The organism is Haloferax profundi (assembly GCF_001469865.1).
Taxonomy (GTDB): Archaea; Halobacteriota; Halobacteria; order Halobacteriales; family Haloferacaceae; genus Haloferax; species Haloferax profundi.
This window is the reverse complement of the sequence record NZ_LOPV01000070.1, coordinates 1-20064: the sequence shown is the minus strand read 5'-3', so window position 1 is coordinate 20064 and position 20064 is coordinate 1. Positions and strand designations below refer to the sequence as shown.

General features: G+C 63.1%; 21 protein-coding genes and 1 pseudogene. 13 read left to right on the top strand and 9 right to left on the bottom strand.

The window, feature by feature from the left end; translation table 11 throughout:
• Together AUR66_RS03625 and AUR66_RS03620 are read right to left on the bottom strand one after the other, a co-directional pair.
• Positions 1 to 718: pseudogene (locus AUR66_RS03625) on the bottom strand (tubulin/FtsZ family protein); the annotation flags it as partial.
• A gap of 52 nt (positions 719 to 770) precedes the next feature.
• Positions 771 to 1943, bottom strand: a complete 1173-nt coding sequence (locus AUR66_RS03620; RefSeq protein WP_058571148.1) for a tubulin/FtsZ family protein — start codon at positions 1941 to 1943, stop codon at positions 771 to 773.
• A gap of 279 nt (positions 1944 to 2222) precedes the next feature.
• Here AUR66_RS03620 and AUR66_RS03615 point away from each other — a divergent pair, with 279 nt between their 5' ends.
• From AUR66_RS03615 to AUR66_RS03605, 3 genes are all read left to right on the top strand, one after another.
• Positions 2223 to 2972: a tetratricopeptide repeat protein gene (locus AUR66_RS03615; protein ID WP_058571147.1), complete on the top strand. Its 750-nt coding sequence runs from the start codon at positions 2223 to 2225 to the stop codon at positions 2970 to 2972.
• Positions 2973 to 3024: 52 nt separating this feature from the next.
• A complete protein-coding gene (locus AUR66_RS03610) occupies positions 3025 to 3204 on the top strand; it encodes a hypothetical protein (RefSeq protein WP_058571146.1) in 180 nt (59 codons plus the stop codon).
• A gap of 107 nt (positions 3205 to 3311) precedes the next feature.
• Complete coding sequence (locus tag AUR66_RS03605) at positions 3312 to 5642, top strand: methyl-accepting chemotaxis protein (RefSeq protein ID WP_058571145.1); 2331 nt, start codon at positions 3312 to 3314, stop codon at positions 5640 to 5642.
• On the opposite strand, the gene AUR66_RS03600 is transcribed toward AUR66_RS03605, so the two are convergent.
• A complete protein-coding gene (locus AUR66_RS03600) occupies positions 5627 to 6853 on the bottom strand; it encodes an alpha/beta hydrolase family protein (RefSeq protein WP_058571144.1) in 1227 nt (408 codons plus the stop codon). The genes AUR66_RS03605 and AUR66_RS03600 overlap by 16 nt on opposite strands.
• Before the next feature lie 311 nt (positions 6854 to 7164).
• On the opposite strand from AUR66_RS03600, the gene AUR66_RS03595 reads away from it, so the two are divergent.
• Positions 7165 to 7665, top strand: coding sequence for a DUF5813 family protein (locus AUR66_RS03595; RefSeq protein ID WP_058571143.1), 501 nt, complete (start codon positions 7165 to 7167; stop codon positions 7663 to 7665).
• Positions 7666 to 7797: 132 nt separating this feature from the next.
• On the opposite strand, the gene AUR66_RS03590 is transcribed toward AUR66_RS03595, so the two are convergent.
• Together AUR66_RS03590 and AUR66_RS03585 are read right to left on the bottom strand one after the other, a co-directional pair.
• On the bottom strand, positions 7798 to 8034 hold the full coding sequence (locus tag AUR66_RS03590; protein ID WP_058571142.1) for an Lrp/AsnC ligand binding domain-containing protein: 237 nt from the start codon (positions 8032 to 8034) through the stop codon (positions 7798 to 7800).
• A gap of 2 nt (positions 8035 to 8036) precedes the next feature.
• Positions 8037 to 8720, bottom strand: a complete 684-nt coding sequence (locus AUR66_RS03585; protein ID WP_058571141.1) for a potassium channel family protein — start codon at positions 8718 to 8720, stop codon at positions 8037 to 8039.
• Positions 8721 to 8829: 109 nt separating this feature from the next.
• Here AUR66_RS03585 and AUR66_RS03580 point away from each other — a divergent pair, with 109 nt between their 5' ends.
• Positions 8830 to 9063 (top strand): Lrp/AsnC ligand binding domain-containing protein, encoded by a 234-nt coding sequence (locus tag AUR66_RS03580; protein WP_058571140.1) that lies wholly within the window; start codon positions 8830 to 8832, stop codon positions 9061 to 9063.
• Positions 9064 to 9140: 77 nt separating this feature from the next.
• On the opposite strand, the gene AUR66_RS03575 is transcribed toward AUR66_RS03580, so the two are convergent.
• Positions 9141 to 10187, bottom strand: coding sequence for a thiamine pyrophosphate-dependent enzyme (locus AUR66_RS03575; protein ID WP_058571139.1), 1047 nt, complete (start codon positions 10185 to 10187; stop codon positions 9141 to 9143).
• A gap of 111 nt (positions 10188 to 10298) precedes the next feature.
• Here AUR66_RS03575 and AUR66_RS03570 point away from each other — a divergent pair, with 111 nt between their 5' ends.
• Positions 10299 to 10619 (top strand): hypothetical protein, encoded by a 321-nt coding sequence (locus AUR66_RS03570; protein ID WP_058571138.1) that lies wholly within the window; start codon positions 10299 to 10301, stop codon positions 10617 to 10619.
• Positions 10620 to 10668: 49 nt separating this feature from the next.
• Here the strand turns inward: AUR66_RS03570 and tmk are convergent, their stop codons facing one another.
• Positions 10669 to 11262 (bottom strand): dTMP kinase, encoded by a 594-nt coding sequence (gene tmk, locus AUR66_RS03565; RefSeq protein WP_058571137.1) that lies wholly within the window; start codon positions 11260 to 11262, stop codon positions 10669 to 10671.
• Between the two features lie 184 nt (positions 11263 to 11446).
• Between tmk and AUR66_RS03560 the strand changes: the two genes are divergently transcribed.
• The 6 genes from AUR66_RS03560 (at position 11447) to AUR66_RS03535 (ending at position 17244) form a co-directional block, all read left to right on the top strand.
• Positions 11447 to 12352, top strand: coding sequence for a complex I NDUFA9 subunit family protein (locus AUR66_RS03560; protein WP_058571136.1), 906 nt, complete (start codon positions 11447 to 11449; stop codon positions 12350 to 12352).
• Between the two features lie 216 nt (positions 12353 to 12568).
• Positions 12569 to 13756 carry a tubulin/FtsZ family protein gene (locus tag AUR66_RS03555; protein ID WP_197409667.1) on the top strand — a complete coding sequence of 396 codons (1188 nt, stop codon included), beginning with the start codon at positions 12569 to 12571 and terminating at the stop codon, positions 13754 to 13756.
• Complete coding sequence (locus AUR66_RS03550; RefSeq protein WP_058571135.1) at positions 13725 to 14519, top strand: hypothetical protein; 795 nt, start codon at positions 13725 to 13727, stop codon at positions 14517 to 14519. Before AUR66_RS03555 ends, AUR66_RS03550 begins: the two co-directional genes overlap by 32 nt.
• 6 nt (positions 14520 to 14525) lie before the next feature.
• A complete protein-coding gene (gene cofC / locus AUR66_RS03545) occupies positions 14526 to 15140 on the top strand; it encodes a 2-phospho-L-lactate guanylyltransferase (RefSeq protein WP_058571134.1) in 615 nt (204 codons plus the stop codon).
• A 297-nt stretch (positions 15141 to 15437) separates the two neighbouring features.
• Complete coding sequence (gene cofG, locus AUR66_RS03540) at positions 15438 to 16601, top strand: 7,8-didemethyl-8-hydroxy-5-deazariboflavin synthase subunit CofG (RefSeq protein ID WP_058571133.1); 1164 nt, start codon at positions 15438 to 15440, stop codon at positions 16599 to 16601.
• Between the two features lie 130 nt (positions 16602 to 16731).
• Complete coding sequence (locus AUR66_RS03535) at positions 16732 to 17244, top strand: pyridoxamine 5'-phosphate oxidase family protein (RefSeq protein WP_058571132.1); 513 nt, start codon at positions 16732 to 16734, stop codon at positions 17242 to 17244.
• A 150-nt stretch (positions 17245 to 17394) separates the two neighbouring features.
• Here AUR66_RS03535 and AUR66_RS03530 read toward each other — a convergent pair whose 3' ends face one another.
• Together AUR66_RS03530 and cofH are read right to left on the bottom strand one after the other, a co-directional pair.
• Positions 17395 to 17943, bottom strand: a complete 549-nt coding sequence (locus AUR66_RS03530; protein WP_058571131.1) for a hypothetical protein — start codon at positions 17941 to 17943, stop codon at positions 17395 to 17397.
• 1 nt (position 17944) lies between these two features.
• The gene (cofH, locus tag AUR66_RS03525) at positions 17945 to 19315 is read right to left on the bottom strand and encodes a 7,8-didemethyl-8-hydroxy-5-deazariboflavin synthase subunit CofH (protein ID WP_058571130.1); all 1371 of its coding nucleotides are present in this window, start codon (positions 19313 to 19315) and stop codon (positions 17945 to 17947) included.
• 116 nt (positions 19316 to 19431) lie between these two features.
• On the opposite strand from cofH, the gene AUR66_RS03520 reads away from it, so the two are divergent.
• Positions 19432 to 19872: a DUF5518 domain-containing protein gene (locus AUR66_RS03520; RefSeq protein ID WP_058571129.1), complete on the top strand. Its 441-nt coding sequence runs from the start codon at positions 19432 to 19434 to the stop codon at positions 19870 to 19872.
• Positions 19873 to 20064 lie beyond the last annotated feature (192 nt).

Below are 20064 nucleotides of genomic sequence, written 5' to 3'. Positions count from 1 at the left end.
TCCGACTCTCGGACGCCGACGGTGAACTGAACTCGCCTGCTGCGAACAGCGTGACGAGTCGTTCGGCCAGGGCGGCGTTCACCGGTGCGTACCCGCTACCGTCCGCGTGGTCGCCACTGGGTGCATCACCATCGGAGGACCCCACCCCGTCGGGTGCCTCGACTTCGTCGACCCATCGCTGCTCGTCGTCCTGCCAGGCGTCGTTGTCGAAGGTGATGACGTTGTCAGCCTTCGTGACGAACGACTGTAGTGTTCGGGCGGCGCTCAGCGCCGCTTCTTCGCCTTCCGAGTCGGCCGGAAGGACGCCGACGGCGTATATCGGGTGGTCACAAATCTCGTTCAGTTGGTCGATGACGACGGCGCCGGCACCGCCACCGGTGCCGCGGCCGAGTCCAGCGACCACCAAGATACCGTCGACCTGATGGAACTCGATGAGGTCGAACGCCCGGTTGATGTCGTTCTTCTCTTCGCGTGCAATCGTGGCGGCCAACTCCGGGTCGCCGTCGATGTCGGACCCGTCGGCGTCCCAGTAGACGTCTCCGATAATCAAGCGACGCTCCTCGGGGACGTGTTCGTCCACGTCGAACGTCGGTTTCGTCGAGTTGACGAGGAGCGTGTTCCCGTTACTGAGATTCCGCCCAGTCTCCTGTTCGACGTGCAGGATGTTGTTGACGATGCGACTCCCCGCGTTCCCGACGCCGACGATTGCCAACTTCATCGGCCCACTCCCTGGGGGATACTCTCGGTCCCCCGGTTACCGGGAGTCATGGTCAGATGACCGGGTCGATTTTGCCGTCCTTGTCCGTGATGAGGTCGGCGATTTCTTCCTCGCGCACGGCCTCCTGTTCGGCGATTTTCTCCTGTGCTTCGACTGCCTGCTCCTGGATTGCCTCGATGCGCGGCGTCTGGGTAACGTTCGACAGCAACACCACCGCAGAGAGCGCAGAGGCGTTCTCTCTGGGGTCGTCGCCAGCGAGCACTTCGACGGTGTCGACTTCGTTTTCTATCCACTCGCGGGCGCTTTCGAGACCCTTCCGAGAGAGTTCCGACGGCGGACCAGAGAGGACGATGAGGGCCCGGTCGGCACTGGAGACGTCACACGGGAGCGTGAGACGGGAGTTGACGGCGCGGCGGACCAGACCGTTAATCTTCGCCGCTAAGTTCGAGTTGTCCTCGATTTCGTGTTCCTCACGGAAGCGGTTCAAGAGTCCATCGTCGCCGTTTTCGACCGACGTCGAGGCGTAGCCGATAGACGAGATGCCGTCGGTGTCGAGCGTTCGGATGATGTCGCTCGAGTCCATCGCGTTCTCGGCGACGGTCGGTTCGTCGTACTCGCCAGCGCCGAGGAGCGTGACGATACGCGTCGCGAGTTCGCGGTTCATGCCCTCGTAGCCCTCGCCGACCGTCTGGTCTTTCGAGCGCCACGCGTCGTTGTCGAAGGCGATGAAGTTGTCCGTGTTGTTGACGAACGACTGAAGAGACCGTGCCGCGTTGAGGGCGGGTCGGCCACCTTCGTACTTGCCGGGGAGAACGCCCAAGCCGTACACCGGTTCGTCGTACATCTTCTGCAGTTCGTTGATGACCACCGGACCGGCACCGCTGCCGGTGCCCCCACCGAGCGACGCACAGACGAGAATCGCGTCCACCTCGTGGATGTCCACGTCGTCGAACGCGCGTCGAATCTCGTCGATGTCGTTCTTCGCGACTTCGGCACCGACGTCCACGTCGCCACCGACGCCGTGGCCCTTGGCTTTCTGGTGGGTGTCACCGATGAGAATTCGTCGGTTCTCCGGGATGTGGTCTGGTTTGGAGAGGTCCGTCCGTGCGGTGTTGATGACCATCACGTGACGACAGAGTTTCCGATTCGTGAGCGATTCGAACTCGACCATCTTGTCGACAATCTTACTGCCTGCGTTGCCGACACCAATGATACCTAATTTCATGGTTTGGATTCCAACCAGGGTCGACTCCAGAAGCGGACGGCCTGCCCAGAACGGGTCAATTCGAGCGATTCGAACTGTAACCCACCCGCGGATTAACTCCACCCCAGTCGATTCTACCAAGATTTCCAAGACCATTTAAGCGATTTGGCCGAATTTATTTCTTTTTGATATAAAATTTCAGTAATATTTTGTCTGCGGTGCCCTACTGACGAGACAATAGTTCGGGGGAGCACTTTCCAGCGAGTGAAGGTTATCTCGATTCCCGTCCAACAGATACGAATGGCCTCGACGCGTGACCACCGGTACTCGGACGGTGACGGATTCGGCGACCCGTACGACGGATTCGACCTGGACCCTCCCGAACTTCGGACGAACACCAGACTCGTCGACCCGACAGACGACTACGTCGTCTCGGACATCGTCGACGAGTCGCAGGTCGTTCCCGAACACGTAGACGTGCTGGCACTCGTCGAAATTGGGTTGGCCTACGTCGCCATCGAGGAGTACGAACAGGCAATCGATAGCTTCGCGCGTGCCATCGCCTACGCAGACGAGGACTCACACGACGCACAAGAAGCGTGGGTGAACAAAGGAGTCGCACACGCACAGTTAGCAGAGTACGACGAGGCAGTCGGTGCCGCACGAGAAGCACTCCGCATCGACGACGACAACGAGTTCGCTGCGACCGCCGAGACGAACCTCGCGTACGCACTGTGGGAGTTGGGCGACTCGTCCGAACCGTTGGACCACGCAGAACGGGCAGTCGAACTCGACCCGAGAGAACCGCACGCGTGGTACAACCGTGGCTTCTTCCTCGCCGAACGCGGCCAGTACGAAGCGGCGATTCGGTGCTTCGATACCGCCATCTCGCTCGGCCTGCGCGACGCCTCCGTCGTCGGCGAACGCGAACGAGCGCTCGAAAAGCTGGACACACTCGAGGCAGCGGAAGACGAACACGAAGTCAGCGGTATCGAACGTCCAGTTGAGGCTGACGGCGATGGCGACGGTGTCAGGGAGCGAGGCGAGTAGGTCCGCCTTCCCAAACCATTTGTCGGGAGCTGTAATAATATGTAATTAGCCCGTGCTCCCCGAGAACGCCCCCACCCGGTTCGACGCCGCCCTCCTCGGAATGGCACTGTGTTTAGCCGCGGGTATCGGCGGCGGAGTCGTGTTCGCGCTCCCGACGTACGTCGCGACGGGTGGGGGTGCGACGGGGGCGGCGGCAGTCGCACTCGGTGTGACGGTGAACGAACTGGTATAGCGGCCACGGTACGTGACGACCGATAGACTGTTCTCACGTCCCTCGTTATCACACCTGATACCTGGCGGGGCAATGCTTTACGTCGCATTTGCTTGCGAACGAATAGCATGAGACTCGCCAGATTAGTCCCGGAGGTACTCAGACGGAGTTACCTCCGGAAGTTTCTGTTCGTTCTCTTGGTCGTCGTGGCGGTGATGGGCGGACTCGGCTTCTACGTCACCGACATGGTCGGCGAAGAGGTCAGAGCAGACGCACACACCGAACTGGAGATGGTCGCGAGCCTGGAGGCCCAGGAGTTGTCGAGTTGGATGGACGGGTACACGCGGACCGCTCGGATGCTCTCGGAGTACGAGGCGGTTCGGTCGGGAGACGAAGAGAAAATCGAGACTGCTCTCGAAGTCGAGAAAGACAACCTTCCGGACGAAGTGCTCGCAGTCCACTACGTCAAACCATCGAACCGTGACATCGTCGTGAGTACGAACTCCGTCCTAGAGACGAAGACCGTCTCAGACCTCGACGTGTCGTGGACGACTGGGTCGTTGACGATGTTCGACGCGAACGGCGTCGCAATCTCGGAAGTCTACCGATACGGCGGCGGCGAGCGACTCGCCTTCCTCAGTCCAGTTCCGGGTCGAGACGCCGCCGTGATGGTCGTCGTGGACGCCACCCGCCACGCCGAGATGCTCAGCGAACCCATCGAGGGGTCGCGGACGCGTGTCGTCACCGCAGCGGGCACCATCGCCTTCGACAAGTACGGGAGCAACGTCCTCACGCAGTATCGCGACGGGGCAGAGACCCCCGCACTCGACGCCGCGGTGAACGGCGAGTCCGGCGTGGTCGAACGCGACGGGTCCGTCGTCGCACACGCACCCGTCGAGGGAACCGAGTGGGCCGTCCTGATAGAAGCACCCCCGGAGAACGCCTACGCAGTCGCCCGATTCGTCGAACGCGACATCGTCATCCTCATCGGCGTGGCACTCGGTGGACTCGGTCTCGTGGGTCTCACCATCGGTCGCGGAACCGTCGTCTCACTCCGCCGACTCCAAACCCGCGCCGACACGCTCGCGAGCGGTGACCTCGACGTCGACCTCTCTACCTCACGTGTCGACGAGTTCGGTGCACTGACCACCGCGTTCGCGGACATGCGCGACGCGTTGGGCGAACGCATCGAGGCGGCAGAGGAAGTCCAACGTGACCTCGAACGCGCCGCGACCGACTATCGAGAGACGATGGACGACGCCGCGGACGGCGACCTGACGGTCAGAACGTCGGTCACGCCAGACGACGAGGCGATGGCCGGCGTCGGCGAGGGCATCGACGCGATGCTCACCGACTTAGAAGAGACCATCGGACAGGTGGCGTCGTTCGCGACCACCGTCGACGCCGCCGGTGAACGCGTCACCGCCGGTACCGAGGAAGTCACCGCAGCATCCGACCGCGTCGAGCGCGGAACCGCAGACATCTCGGAGGGAGCGACAGAGCAGGCCACGCTCCTCGAGGACGTGTCGTCGGAGATGCAGGACCTCTCGGCGACCGTCGAAGAGGTTGCGGCCTCGGCGGACGAACTCGCAACGCTCGCGAGTGACGCCAGCGAGTACGGCGAGGCCGGACGCGACGCCAGCGCCGACGTCCACGAAGAGATGGCAGCCATCGACGACCGAGTCGCCGCCGCGGCGAACGGTGCCGAGACGTTGCGCGAAGACGTGGGCGACATCGCCGACGTGGTCGACCTCATCGGCGACATCGCCGACCAGACCAACTTGCTCGCGCTCAACGCCTCCATCGAGGCCGCACGTGCGGGCGACGCGGGGGCTGGATTCGCCGTCGTCGCCGACAGCGTCAAATCCCTCGCGGAGGAGACGACGGAAGCGACGGCCGAAATCGCCGAGTCCATCGAGGCAGTCGAAGCGGCCGCAGACGGTACCGTCGAAGACGTTCGCGCCGCGCGAGAGCGAGTGTCGACCGGTGCAGAGACAGTGGCCGAGAGCGTCGAAGCAATCGACGAAGCGGTGGACAGACTCGAAGAAGTCGACCACGGCGTCGCCGCAATCGACGAGGCCACGGCCTCACAGGCGTCTGCCGCCCAATCCGTCGCCCGTCTGGCCGACGAAGCGGCCGAAATCGCGTCGGAGACACAGGCCGAATCGGCGGACGTCGCCGACGCTGCCCGCGACCAGAACGACGCGATGATTGGCGTCGCTGGTCAGATGCAGGAACTCTCGACGACCACCGACGAGCTCCGGTCGCTCGCCGACCGATTCGACGTGCGGACCGAGACGGCTGAAACCGACCTCGATTACGGAACGGCCGATGGTCACGACAGCGACGTCACTGGCGAGCATCGAACCGGAGACGAACCGACCGAGAACGGAGAGATGGTGTCGTCGCCGACGATGGCAGAACTCGCCACCGACGGGTCGGGTCAGGACGACGCGTAAGCTTCCGCCTCACTCACCATCGTCTCGTCGAACCAGTCGTATATCACGCCGGTCGCCAGCGTGAGGTTCCCCACCTGACAGTGTTCTCCTGCGCCTTCTTCTGTGGTAAAGACACGGACCGTCGTCGGGCACGTCAATTGGTCGACGAACTGAGCGGCCATCTCCAGTGGCACGAAGTGGTCGTCTTCGCCAGCGAGGACGAGGACCGGACACTCGATTCTGTGACTGACCGGCGTGAGCGAGTACGTCCGGAGTGTCCGCTGCACCTCGGCGGCCGATTCGACACCAAACACCCACTTCGCGTTCTCCATAGCCCACCGAGATTCGAGGCTGAAACGTGCGCCGAGTGCTGCCAGTCCGTTCACGACAACGTCCGGTGCGCGCAACAGGAGTTCGGCGAGGCGAGGTGCGTCGAACGCTGAGGAGAGCCACAGGTCGTGCATATGGTCGAAGGTGACGCACGCCGCGATTCGGTCCTCGAAGGCGGCCGCCCGAGGCGCGTAGTACCCGCCGAGACTCACCCCGACGAGTCCAACCCCTTCGGAGTCGACGCTGTCGTCGTCGCTGAGTGCATCGAGGACCGGCCCGACGACGTGTTCCCAATCTGGCCGGGCCGTCAGCCCTTCGTACCGAAGTGGGGCACCTTGCCCGGGACCCTCGAATACGACGACTGCGTAGCCCCGTGCGAGTGCCTCGGGAACCCCACAGAGGAAGTAGAGTTCTTCAGCAAGCGAGTCGAATCCGCCGAGACAGACAATCGTCTGATGTGGCTCCTCGCCAGTGTCGTCGTCAGCGGGGAGAAACAGGTAGCCGGGAAGCGTGGTTCCATCGTACGGGATACTGAGCGTCTCGACTGGCGTGTCCAGGAAGTCCAAACCCGCTCGAAACATCTCACGACTCTTCTCGTAGGTTGGACGGCGACGGGGGTCGTTCGAAGCAAGAAAGAACTCCGCGGTTCGGTAGTAGGTGTGTGCTCGGAAATACGCCGCGCGGGCGCTTCGGTCCGACCCTGCGTCGGCAGCGTCGTCAGCCAATCGCTCGACGCGTTCGGCTGTGTTCCTCCATTCGGTGTACCACGAACCAGTGTCACCGTCTTCGATTCGGGCAACCGTCGCAAGAACTTCACCCGGTTCGGCCCCTCCGAACGTGGTGTACGCCATCGCTCGCAGGGTCTGGTAGTCGAATGCTTGCTGAGAGAAGTGGACTCGCATCGTTCTCGGGCGTCTATTCGTGTCACTCGTAGATAACGTATGTGAGCGCAGACAGAACTGAACGGACCTGTGGCTCGAAGTTGTGGTGTCTTCAGAAAGGGATAGGCAACCGCACGGGAGCGGCCCGTGCGGAAATGCCGCCCTAGATTGGTCCCCGCTGACGCTTCGGCCCTCCAAAGCGAAGCGTCACTTGAAAGGAGTGCGGCGAGATACTTAAACATGCCGCCATCCTGCCGAATTCCGCGCCCTAGTGCGATTCGGTGGTGCGCCGACGCAACGGGCTTTTCTCTCGTGAGGGCTAGCGTATCGCTATGAGTGAGCAGGAACTTCCGAGTCGGGTCCACCGGGCATTCGGCGACCACGGGTCGTTCGAACAGGTCGACGACCGGACCTTCGAGTCGGTGACGACGCCGTTCGAGGGAACCGTCAGCGTCGCAGCACGAGAGAGTGGGCACGTCGAGTTCGACGTCGCCGTTCGCGTCCCGATGCTCTCGGCCGTCGTCGCAGACGAGGTAGCCGAAATCGTCGAAGATGGCTGGTTCGAGACGTTCGAACTCCGCATCGAAGACATCAACGGGGTCATCGCGGGCGGCCACGAACTCGACCCGGCCGTTCGCCGCGTCGCAGACGAAGCAGTCGTCCAGACGACGTTCGCAGATATCAACGAGCGACGCGGTGTCGACGACGCCGGTGCCGTCATCGACTACGTCGAAGGGACGTTCGTCGAAGGCATCATCCCCGGGTACGAGTACACCGAACCTGTCACGAGCATTCTCAGTCGCGCCCGCGACGCGGCCGGAACTGGGTTCTAACGCCGAGACGCTCCACTCGCTGGGGGCGCACTGCATCGAGGTTTCGAATTCGATAGGTGGAGACGAACGAAAGTCGAACCGCGGGTCAGGACGAGTGGTTCTGGACGTGGTGGACGTGTCGACTGCGGAGCGTCAGTCCATCGCGATGTACGTCTGGGTGTCTTCGATACCGTCGATGGCTTGAATCCCGCCGGCGACTTCCTTCACGTCGGCGGGCGAGTCCACGTCGACTTTCACGATGAAGTCCACGTCGCCGGCGACGATGTGGGCGCTCACGATACCGTGGTCGACGGCGAGCAAGTCTTCTTTCAGACGGTCGATGCCGTTGGTCACCGCTGCGGCTTTGACCATGATGTAGGCGTGAACCATCGTCACGCACCTCCTGCCGCGACGACTGCTTCGTCGCCGACGAGCAGTTGTCGAACGTCGTCGAGGACGTCGAAGTCCGCCAGGACGGCGACTCGATCACCCGTTTCGAGGGAGTCGTCGGGGAGTGGGATACCCATGGGTTTGTCCTTCTTGCCGAACGCGAGGAGACGGGCGTTCGCCGGGAGTGCCACCTCCTCGATGCTGTACCCGTTCATCGGCGAACTGTCGGACACCGTCACGAGGATGACCTGTAGGTGCTGTGCGATGTCGGCAATCGCCCGAATCGACCCGCCGAGGAGGGCGTTCTTCGCGCCGATGGCTCCGAGGCGTTCCGGGTAGACGATTTCGTCCACTTCACGCGCGTACTTTTTGTACACCTCTTCACGGTAGTCCTCGTCGATACGGATGACCGTCCGGCACCCGAAGTGCTTGCCAATCATGCACGCCGCGAAGTTCACGTTGAGGTCCGCGGTGAGCGCCCCGAGGGCGTCGGCCTCTTCGATTCCCGCGTCGAGGAGTACGTCCTCGTGGGACCCGTCGCCTTCGACCACTTCGAACCCCAATTCCTGCGCCTGTTTGACGCGGTTGGGGTCCAACTCGACGAGGGTGATATCGTGTCCTTCCTCCCGAAGGACACGGGCAGTACGCAGACCAACCCGTCCTGAACCAATGATAACGAACCGCATACGAAGACGGTATGTCGGCGGAGGCAAATAACCTTACCCCGGTTTGGGTCGAATCTGCCGAACTCGGCGGAAGCAAGGCTTTTGCATGATGTGGTAGAATATCACACGCATGGTTCACGCCTTCATCATGGTGAAGACTGGCGCTGGTGAGTCCGAGCAGTTACTCGGACCAATCCGCGAACTCGAAACGGTGACGGAGGCACACATCGTCGCCGGCGCGTACGACATCATCGCCGAGGTGGACACCGAGGCAGTGTACGAGGTGCTGAAGACGGCGTCGAGTCGGATTCAAGGACTGCAGGGCGTCTCGGACACGAAGACGTACATCTCGTTGGACGACTGAGTCGGGACAGTTCGCCGTATGCAGTGTCTGGTGAGTGCGTTCTCCGTCGGTACCGACCGGAGACCAAGTTCGCGTTCTCAGCGTTCGAGTTCGAACGGTCCGTGTTCGTCGACGAAAGCCATGTACTCCGAACGCTCCTGTTCGAGTTCGGGCGGGAGTTCCTCGTAGATGTAGTCGAACAGTTCGTCCGGGCCGGGTTCGGGCGTCGCTTCCGCCGTCTCGACTGCCTCGCGCAACTCGTCGTCGGCGTCGTCGTACATCGACTCGACGAGTTCGTCGTCGACGATGCCTTGCTCGCGGCAGAACTCCTCGAACCGTTCGAGTGGGTCACGAACCCGCCACTCGGGCAGGTCAGGGTCGTCGTCGCGGTAGCGTGATGGGTCGTCAGCGGTGGTGTGCGGCCCCTGTCGGTACGTGAGTGCCTCGATGAGCACCGGTTCGCCGTCTCGGGCTTTCTTCAGACCCTCTTCGACTGCTTCCCTGACGGCGAGTGGGTCGTTGCCATCGACTTGCATCCCGTCGATACCGTACGCGTCGGCTTTCGCCGCAATCGACTCGCTCGCAGTCTGACGTTCGCGCGGGAGCGAGATGGCGTAGCCGTTGTTCTCACAGAAGAAGACGACGGGGGCGTCGAAGACACCGGCGAAGTTGAGTCCTTCGTGGAAGTCGCCCTCTGAGGTGGCACCGTCGCCGAAGCAGACCAGTGCGGCATAGTCGTCGTCGCGGTAGTTGGCGGCCATCCCGACACCGGCGGCGTGTGGGAGTTGACTGGCAATCGGGACTGCCTGTGGAAACACCGGCACGTCGTGGTCCGACTCGTACTCGGCGTAGCCACGGCGGAAGAGGAAGATGTCGCTCGGAGGCACGCCGCGCGCAATCTGGAGGGCGTTCGACCGATACGTCGGGAGGAGAACGTCGTCCTCGCGCATCGCGTGCGCAGCGCCGATTTGCGCCGCCTCCTGTCCGCGGAACGGTGGATAGCCACTCATCCACCCGCGTCGCTGGAGGGCGAGTGCACGCTCGTCGAACCGTCGCGCTCGAATCATGTCGCGGAGGACTGCGCGGGCGTCGTCCACTGTGAAGCCCGTGTCGTCCAACCCACGCTCTGCGATGAGTCGGTGCATGGCGGAGCGTCACGGTCCTTCGTGATAAACGTCCCCCGTTCGCACGCCGGGGACGGGGCGAGTCGTCGCCGAGAGCGACAGGCCAAAGACCACTGCCTCCCTAGGCAGGGCATGGTCTCGGTGGTCAACCTCGCACTGATGGTCGTCGTCATCGGCCTCCACACACTCATCGCGGCGGTCATGACGCGCTTCTTCCGTCTTCGGCTGAAGACCCAGTGGGGGTACGTCCTGTACGCCCTCTTTCTGGTACCGTTGGTGCTGTTCTTCTCGACACTCGTGTTCTCCGGCGTCTTCGGCATCGGTGTGAACCTCGGCAGTCCGGCCGCCGCACTCGGCGTCATGATTGGGATGCCACTGGCACTCGGGTTCACCATCGACACGCTCTACGTCCCGCCGCCGGAGGAGTTCGAGAACCTGCCCGACTCCCAGTAACGACACGAACGACGAGAGTCGCTACTGTTCGACTGGACGACGAGAGTCGCTACTGCTCGTCGAGGATGTCGGCGAGCGCTGCTTCGACGGCGTCGAGCACGTCTTCCGGGGGTTGTGTCGCGTCTACGCGGATGAAGCGCTCCGGTTCGGCCTCGATGAGTCGCTCGTAGTTCGCCCGCACGTCGGCGAGGTACGCCGCCTGTTCGAACTTGTTGGTCTTCCCGCTTCGCGCGGCGGCAGTCTCGGGGTCCACGTCGAGGTAGATGGTCTTGTCCGGTGTCCGAGAGAACGCCGCGTGGATGCCCATGATGTACTCCATCGGGCGCGTGATGTCGCTGTCACGGAGCGACGCCGCCTGATAGGCGTACCGCGAGTCAGAGTAGCGGTCGGAGATGACGAGTTCGCCGTCGGCGAGTGCGGGGCGGACGACGCGCGAGAGGTGGTCGGCGTGGTCCGCAGTAAAGAGAAAGAGCGTCGCAAGCGGGTCCGCGTCGTCGTCACCGATGGCGCGGTTGACTGCCTCGCCGTACCACGAATCGTCGGTCGGTTCGCGGGTGAAGACTGCATCGGGGTAGACGTCGTGGAGGGCCTCCCAGACGGTGGTCTTCCCGCTGCCGTCGAGTCCCTCGAGCGTGACGAGCATACACCTACTGACTCGTCCCCGACGAAAAAGTGACCGAACTGCGGCGGCCCTCTTCCCGAGGGCCTGTCTACTCCCGGTGAGTGAAGCCCATCGTCGTGGAAGCACGTTATCATCGGTCTCGTTGCCGGCGAAATCGACCGTAAGTGCCCGTTAGCTTTACCCTCGTTCCGCCGGATATTACGATATGAACGTCCTTGTTGTCGGCGGAAGCGGATTCATCGGGAGCCACCTGTGCCGTGAACTGCAGTCGCGTGGACACAGCGTCACTGCGATGTCGCGGAGTCCGACGAGCGAGGACCTCCCAGACGGCGTCGAGAAGGCCATGGGCGACGTGACAGACTACGACTCCATCGCCGGCGCGTTCGAGGGGAAAGACGCGGTCGTGAACCTCGTGGCCCTCTCTCCGTTGTTCGAACCGAAGGGCGGCAATCGGATGCACGACATCGTCCACTGGCAGGGTACCGAGAACGTCGTGAAAGCCGCGGAGGCACACGACGTGCCGAGACTCGTCCAGATGAGCGCACTCGGTGCCGACTCCGAAGGCGACACAGCCTACATCAGGTCGAAAGGGAAGGCAGAACAGGCGGTCAAGTCGTCGGGCCTCGACTGGGTCATCTTCCGGCCGTCGGTGGTCTTCGGCGACGGCGGTGAGTTCGTCTCGTTCACCAAACGACTCAAGGGAATGTTCGCTCCGGGCGTCCCACTGTATCCACTGCCCGGAAACGGACAGACGCGATTCCAACCTATCTGGGTCGGTGACCTCGTCCCGATGCTCGCCGACGCCGTCGAAGGCGACGAACACGTCGGAGAGACGTACCGCATCGGCGGGCCGCAGAAACTCACCCTCCGCAACATCACCGAGATGGTCTACGACGAAGAAGGGAAGAACATCTCTATCGTCCCGCTCCCGATGAGTCTGGCCGGTGTTGGTCTCACCGTCCTCGGTGCCATCCCCGGGTTCCCGATGGGGAAAGACCAGTACCGCTCACTGCAGTTTGACAACACGACCGACCAGAACGACGTGGGTGTGTTCGATGTCGACGTGGCGGACATGAAGACACTCGGCGACTACCTCGCCGAGCGGAACTGACTCCTGTCGGCTGTCGCTAATTTCCCGATTAATTAGTCGTGAAGTGTGACCGTAACTGGTGTCTGAGTTGTGTCTACTTGCATAATGTCCGATTAATACCCTACCAGCGTCAGCCGTTTTTTCCACCCTATTAGTCACTGAACCAACACGTCCATCCCACAACGCTTATGTCTGCGTTCGTACTGGCATTCACGCAATGGCGAGGGGACCGAACCTATGAAGCTCGCAATGATCGGATTCGGGCAAGCCGGGGGAAAAGTAGTCGACAAGTTCGTCGAGTACGACCGCGAACGAAACGCAGGCATCGTTCGCGCCGCCGTCGCAGTTAACTCTGCGAAAGCCGACTTGCTCGGATTGAAGAACATCCCGAAGGACCAGCGTGTCCTCATCGGCCAGTCCCGCGTGAAGGGACACGGGGTCGGTGCGGACAACGAACTCGGCGCGGAAATCGCCGAGGAAGACATCGACGAGGTGCAGGGTGCCATCGACAGCATCCCCGTCCACGAAGTCGACGCCTTCCTCGTCGTCTCCGGTCTCGGTGGCGGTACCGGGTCCGGCGTCGCGCCAGTCCTTGCGAAACACCTCAAGCGTATCTACACTGAACCTGTCTACGGACTCGGTATCCTGCCGGGCTCCGACGAGGGTGGCATCTACACCCTGAACGCCGCGCGGTCGTTCCAGACGTTCGTCCGCGAGGTCGACAACCTCCTCGTGTTCGACAACGACGCCTGGCGCAAGACCGGCGAGTCTGTCCAGGGCGGATACGACGAGATCAACGAAGAGATCGTCAACCGCTTCGGCGTCCTCTTCGGGGCCGGCGAAGTCACAGACGGACAAGAGGTCGCAGAGTCCGTCGTCGACTCCTCGGAGATTATCAACACGCTGGCCGGTGGCGGCGTCTCGACCGTCGGCTACGCGTCCGAAGGCGTCGAACCGCGGAAGAAGAAGAGTGGCGGCCTCCTGTCGCGACTCACCGGCGGTGACGAACCCGACGACAACCTCGACACCGCTCACACGACGAACCGAATCACCAGCCTCGTCCGCAAAGCCGCGCTCGGCCGCCTCACACTCCCCTGTGAGATCGAAGGCGCCGAACGCGCACTGCTCGTCCTCGCTGGCCCGCCGGAGCATCTGAACCGGAAAGGCATAGAGCGCGGGCGGAAGTGGATCGAGGAGCAGACCGGTTCCATGGAAGTTCGCGGTGGCGACTACCCGATTCCGGGTGCCGGAAAGGTCGCGAGTGTCATCCTCCTGTCCGGCGTGGCGAACGTGCCGCGCATCAAGGAGCTACAGCAGGTCGCCATCGAGGCGCAAGACAACATCGAGGAGATTCGTCAAGAGAGCGAGTCCAATTTGGAGAACCTCATAAACGATGACGAGGACGAACTGGAGTCGCTTTTCTAAGCTGGCCCTCGCGCTCGTCGTGCTCCTGTCGGTCGCCGCGATTCCGGCAGGCGCCGTGAGCGTCGCCTCCGAGGACACCCCCTCCGAGGCGCAGGTCGGTTCGAAAGTGACCGCATCGGTCACGCTCGACGAACTGTACAAGAACCCGCAACTCGAAGCGTGGACGCTTGCAGGACAGACTCACCTCGAAGACGTGACGTGGACCGTCACGTACTACGACCAGACGGGCGCGAAAGTCGACCAGCAGTCCTTCGACGGGCAGAACTTCAGCGGGGCGCAAATCGCCGCTGACGATGGAACGAGCGAAGTCGAAGTGTCGGTGACTGGCACCGTGCCGGCAGTCGAGGAGTTCTCCTACGACCCGGCACAGGAGTTCACCGTCATCTCGCTCGAACAGACCCGCGAAGGTGGCTCCAGTAACGACATCGGCACGTGGAACGCGACCCACTACACTGAAGAGAGTGCCGCCGCGCGCGACAAACTCGACAGTGCGAAGGCAGCCATCACGGCCGCCAGTGGTGCAAACACCCAAGAGGCACAGCAGTCGTTCGACAACGCTGTGGAGGCCTTCGAAGGCGGCGAGTTCGGCCTCGCGTCTAACCTCGCCGAAGAAGCCGAGACCCGCGCGAACAACGCGAAGCAGTCGAGTCAGACGACCCAACTGCTCATCTACGCCGCCGGTGGTCTCGTCGTCATCGCCCTGCTCGCAGGTGGCTTCCTCTACTGGAAGTCCCAGCAGCAGACCTACGACAAACTGGGCTGACTTTCGATGCGAGTCGTCGTTCCCTTCGGGGGACGTTCCCCGAAGACGCGACTCGCCCCATTTTTAGACGCCGACGAGCGACGCGACTTCTCGCTCGCGATGCTCCGAGACGTCCTCACTGCAATCGAGCGAGCAGGGGGTGACCCGGTCGTTCTCGCAGACGCACCCGTCGACGTCGAGGTTCCAGTCACCGTGGACGACAGGCCACTGACCGACGCGGTCAACGACGAACTCGGCGGCGACGAACCCGTCGCCGTCGTCATGGCCGACCTGGCACTCGCCACACCAGAGACGCTCGAACGCCTGTTCGAGACTGCGGGCGACGTCGTCGCCGCGCCGGGACTCGGCGGCGGGACGAACGCACTCGTCGTCCGCCACCCCGACTTCTCCGTCGACTACCACGGTGCGTCCATCGCCGACCACCGAACTATCGCCGACGACACCGGCGCGTCGTTCGTCGAGTTCGACTCGATGCGCCTCGCCGTCGATATCGACGAACCGAGCGACCTGGTCGAGGTGCTTCTCCACGGACAGGAGCGCTCACGCGAGTGGTTAGCCGAGAATGGAGTTCGTCTGGACCGCGGTGACGGCCGAGTCGGCGTGGTCCGTGAACGCCGATAGGTCCATAATGGTTCACGATATACATTGACAAGCGCGGTGTGTTCGTGTGCCCGGCGGGAACTGAGGCAACGTGCGCCGCGCGCTCCCGTGCCGTCTTCGAGACGTCACGGGCGACGAAGTGGAGTCCGAACGTCGCGGTGGCTCGCTGGTACCCACGCGGTTGGGAACAGCATCTGACGCCTCTTCGGACGGGTCGGGGTCGTGTCTGGCACCAAAACCCCGACTCACTCTCGACTTCTGTCTCTCGAATCGCCCGCGAGTGATACGTTTTTAGTGGTCCGTCGCACACCAAGCGGTATGTTCCCGGGTGCCGACGAGTACGGACTCGATATCGACGTCGCCGACGACGCCGTCGAGCGACTCCTCGCTGTCGGCCCCGACGACGTGGACGCACCGGAGTCCCTGTCGTTCTCGCGCAACGTGTTCCTCCCACTCACCACCGCGTGCCGCTACACGTGTACGTACTGCACCTACTACGACGTGCCCGGCGAGGCGACGCTCATGTCGCTGGACGAAGTTCGAGACGTGGTTCGGATGGGCGCAGACGCTGGCTGTACGGAAGCGCTGTTCACCTTCGGCGACGCACCCGACGAGCGATACACCGAGATTCACCGCCAACTCGACGAGTGGGGGTACGACGACATCCTCGACTACCTCGTCGCCGCGTGCGAGGTTGCGCTCGACGAGGGACTGCTCCCACACTCGAACCCCGGTGACCTGACTCGCGAGCAGTTCGAGTCACTCGCGCCGGTGAACGCCAGCATGGGCGTCATGCTGGAGACGACGGCGGACGTGGACGCCCACGCGGGCAACCGACGCAAGACGCCGGGCCAACGACTCAACACGATTCGCGCCGCAGGTGAGGAAGGTGTCCCGTTCACGACGGGAATCCTCGTCGGCATCGGCGAATCGTGGCGTGACCGCGCGGAGAGTCTCCTCGCCATCCGTGCGCTCCACGAACGGTACGGCCACGTACAGGAGGTCATCGTCCAGAACGTCGTGCCGAACGACCGGTCAGACTACGAGCGCCCATCTATCGAGACGATGCGTCGCGTGGTGTCGATGGCACGGGTCGCACTCCCCGAGGAGATTTCGGTGCAGGTCCCCCCAAACCTCTCGGAGGCCGCCAGCCTCGTCGACTGCGGCGTCGACGATTTGGGGGGCGTCTCACCGGTCACAGACGACTACGTGAACCCCGAGTACGCGTGGCCCGCGCTGCAAGAACTCGCCGACATCGCCGACGAGGCGGGTGTCCCACTCCGTGAACGACTGCCGGTCTACGCACGGTTCTTGCCCGACGAGTTCCGGCCGTCCGGGACCGACGCCGCGCCCGCCCCACGGAACCGAGAGACGTGGATTCGCGACCCCATCGCCGACAGAGTCCGCGGCGAGGACGTTCACAGTAGACGACTGCGCCGTGTCGGCCACGGTGACGGACCGCTTTCGACACCAACGCGGTAGGTCCGACACGAGAGTCACGTCGTCGGGTTGTCGTTTTCGGGGTTCGAGTGCTAAGACCCCGCGTTTCGGCTATTCTCGGTTCGCGAAAACAGCCATGGGGAGCAATATATGCGCAGAAGAGAGGGTGGGTATGCAGCGCGCGAGTACTGGCGAGAAAAACTGGGTCGAGCACGGACGTGTACTGAACGACGACATCGTCGACGAGGTTCTCCGAGAGCAGGGCCACGGCGTCTTGTCTATCGCTATCGACGGCGACGTGTACGCGCGACCAATGTCGTTCGGGTACGACGGCCAGTCGCTCTACTTCCAACTCGCGGCACCGCCGGGGTCACCGAAGAGTGAGTTTGCGGAGTGCGGCGTCACCGCCGAACTCGTCATCAGCGAGTTCGAGAGCGTCGACGACTGGCACAGTGTCGTCGTGCGCGGAGAACTCACCGGGGTTCCGAACGGAGACGAAGTCACGGCGTTCGAAGCGATTGCGGACAACGCTGTCTTCCCGCAGAACGCCATCGACACCGGCGAGTGCCAGCAGTTCGAACTCGCTCGCTTGGCTATCGAGTCGGCAGAAGGGCGCGTCGGTCCGTCTGCCTCTATCGCCGAAGCGGTGCAGAGACGACTCGGCGGCCCACAGGCGAGCGACTGAGAGTCGGAACACGGGGTGGGAACCCGTTCAGCGACGACGGACCACCATCGAGAAAAACGCGGCGAGCACGACGAACGGCGCGGCGGCGGGGGCGACGAGGACGGATGAATCGCGTGGTCATCTCCGTGGTGTGAGCTGAATCTCGAACACTCAGATTCCGAACCAGTCGGGCATCCGTTTTCTGAATCCAGTGTAGAACAGTGCGATTGCGACGCCGAAGGCGACGGAGACGCGAATCCCGCCGTCGAAGACGAGGAGGCCGGGGAGGGCAAACAGGAGTGTCAACGCGAGGTCCTCCGGGGCACCGTCGTAGCGGACGAGGTAGCGCGGACGGAGCCATCGTTTCGCCGGGTGGACGTAGACGGCGCGGTCAGAGGTCCGGTCCCACGGCCTGAGTTCGTCGCCCGCGCCGAACCAGTCCGAGATTGAGTGAAGGCCGGCCGAGAGGAAGAAGAACGCCAGCGCAGCACCCAGCGGCGTTGGGTCGGCGACGACGACGAGTCCGAAGAGTCCAGCGACGACGGTGTAGTAGACGGGGAAGTGGAGCGACTTGCGGTGGGTCCCGACGAAGAGGTCTACGTCAGGAAAGACACCACCGAGGAGTGCACCGATGGCCGCGGCACCGGCGAGTTCCGGTGCGACCCAGACGAGTGGGACGGCGAGCGTGAGGCCCACTGCGGCGTGGGTTGTCGCCATCATCTCAATCGTCTGCCGTCGCCGGGTCACGGCGGCGTTCCAGCATCGGGGTTCCGTCCGCCCGAGGACCGAGTCGCGGACCGTGCGGCCCCTCGTCTGGATCGAGTGGGCGTCGCGTCCGGTAGTCGGTCGAGCGTTCGACGGGTCGCCGGCCGATGGCCGTGATCATGTCGACGTACTCGTCGAACGACCGGAACTCACCGAACTCGCCGCCGGCGCGTTTCGTAATCTCCTCGGAGAGGATCGTCCCCATCAGGTCGTCTGCGCCGCAGTTGAGAAGTTTGAGTGCTTTCGCGTTCCCGAACTTCACCCACGACGACTGGATGTGGTCGACGTTGTCGAGGTAGAGACGCGAGACGGCGACCATGAGTTCGTCTTCGTCGTCAGACGCGCCGCCGGTGACGAGGCCACGGTCGTACAGCGGCGTGTTCTGGTAGACGAACGACAGCGGGACGAACTCGGTGATGCCGCCGTAGCGGTCCTGTAAGTCGCGGACGACGTCGAGGTGCATCACCCGGTGCATCTCGTTTTCGACGTGGCCGTACATGATAGTCGCCGTCACGTCGAGTCCGGCCTCCATCGCCCCTTCCATGCCAGCGACCCACTCGTCGGTGCCTATCTTCCCGGGGCAGATGACGTCTCTGACCTCGGGGACGAGAATCTCTGCAGCGGTCCCGGGCGCACTGTCGAGGCCAGCGTCGGCGAGTCGGCGGTAGACCGCTTCGTAACTCCAGTCGGTCCCGCGCTTCGCGTGGTGGGCCTCTTCGGGCGTCATCGAGTGGACGTGGACGCCGTCGACGGACATCGCGTCGAGTTGCGCGGCGTAGGTGCTCGGGTCGGTGTCGTACGCCTCGGGTGGCTTGTAGTTCACCTCGGCCGCGGGGTTGTCGTAGGATTCGAGAATCTCGCGGTGTTCTTCGTCGAGGACGAGTGCCGGGTGGAGGCCGGAGACGGACGTGACTTCGTAGATGCCCATCTCGACTGCGTCGGCGACGATATCGCGCGACTCTTCGGGCGTCTTGGTGAACCCGCCGTGGTCTACGTCCGAGTCGGCCTCGAAGAGGTGGGCAGTGTTCTTGAAGTTGCAAAAGAGACAGCCAGTGGTGCAGGCCGTCGTGACGTTGTTGTTGAGGTTGGCGACGAACGTCACGTCGTCGCCGACCACCTCGGCGCGGCGTCGGTCGGCGGCTTCCAAGACGAGTTCCTTCCGCACCGGGTCGATGCCCTCGCGGTCGGTTCCCGTCGTCATGAGTTCGACGCCGTCGGCGACGGTGAGGCGCTCGCCCGCTCGTGCCTTCGCTAGGGCATTCTCGAACGATTGGTCGGTCTCCGGGACGTGGTCGAACCCGAAGTCGTCGCGGGCGGCACCAGTCATGGTCGTGACGGACGTGCTACGGTCCTAAAAACGGGGCGGTCCCGGAAGTCGGCGAATCGACGCAGGGCCAACCGACGGCAGAAAAGATTACACCGACAGGTGGAGAGTCGTCGTGTATGGAACACTCCACGTCCCCGAGTTCGTCAGAGACGTCGCTCGACGAACGCGACTCCTCCGTCGACGAAGACGGAGAGAGCCTCCTGTTTTCGGCTATCGTCGGTGCCATCGCCAGCATCGTCCTCTCACCACTGCCGGGGTCGACGATTCTCGGTGGAGCACTCGCAGGCTACCTCACCGGCACCGACCGCGACGTTGGCGTGAAGTCCGGTGCGCTCTCTGGCCTGTTCGTGAGCCTCCTCGCCGTTCTCCTCGGGTTCGTCGTCCTCGCGTTCTTCAGTATCTTCGCCATCGCCGCACCCCGTGCCGGCTTTGGGTTGGGCCTCCTCGGGCTCGGCATCGTCCTCCTCGTTGGCCTCGGTGTCGTCCTCTTCTACACCGTCGGCCTCGGCGCGCTTGGTGGCTATCTGGGGGCGTACCTCCGCGAAGAGTTCCAGTAGTCCACACTCTCGGCGTCCTCGGTCGAAGACGGGTCGCTGGGGCCGTGCCGAACAATTTGCGTCGTTCTCGTCGGCGAACGCCGACAGCTCATTTATGTCTCGATGCGTGGTAGATAGTGGCATGGATGACGCACAATCGGCTCCCAGAGCCGACGTAAACGGCATGTCGCCAGAGGAAGCGTTCGCGATTCT